Annotated in this window: 1 rRNA gene; it reads right to left on the bottom strand. The window is 57.3% G+C overall.

Annotated features, from left to right (window positions below):
- Positions 1–164 precede the first annotated feature (164 nt).
- Positions 165–246: ribosomal RNA gene (gene rrf, locus OGV80_RS24470) — 5S ribosomal RNA — on the bottom strand; the annotation flags it as partial.

Below are 246 nucleotides of genomic sequence, written 5' to 3'. Positions count from 1 at the left end.
GCAGTTTATGGCGGGCGTCCTGCCCGCCACCCTCCGGGCCGTTGCTGCGCAACGTTCAAATCCGCTCCCGGCGGATTTGTTCTACTCAGGAGAGCGCTCACCGACAGACCACAGATAAAACAAAAGGCCCAGTCTTTCGACTGAGCCTTTCGCTTTTATTTGATGTCTGGCAGTTCCCTACTCTCGCATGGGGAGACCCCACACTACCATCGGCGCTACGGCGTTTCACTTCTGAGTTCGGCATGG

The sequence above is a fragment of the Citrobacter sp. Ce119 genome, assembly GCF_030334525.1.
In the GTDB taxonomy this organism is placed as follows: domain Bacteria; phylum Pseudomonadota; class Gammaproteobacteria; order Enterobacterales; family Enterobacteriaceae; genus Citrobacter; species Citrobacter europaeus.
This window is presented reverse-complemented; position numbering and strand designations above follow the sequence as displayed.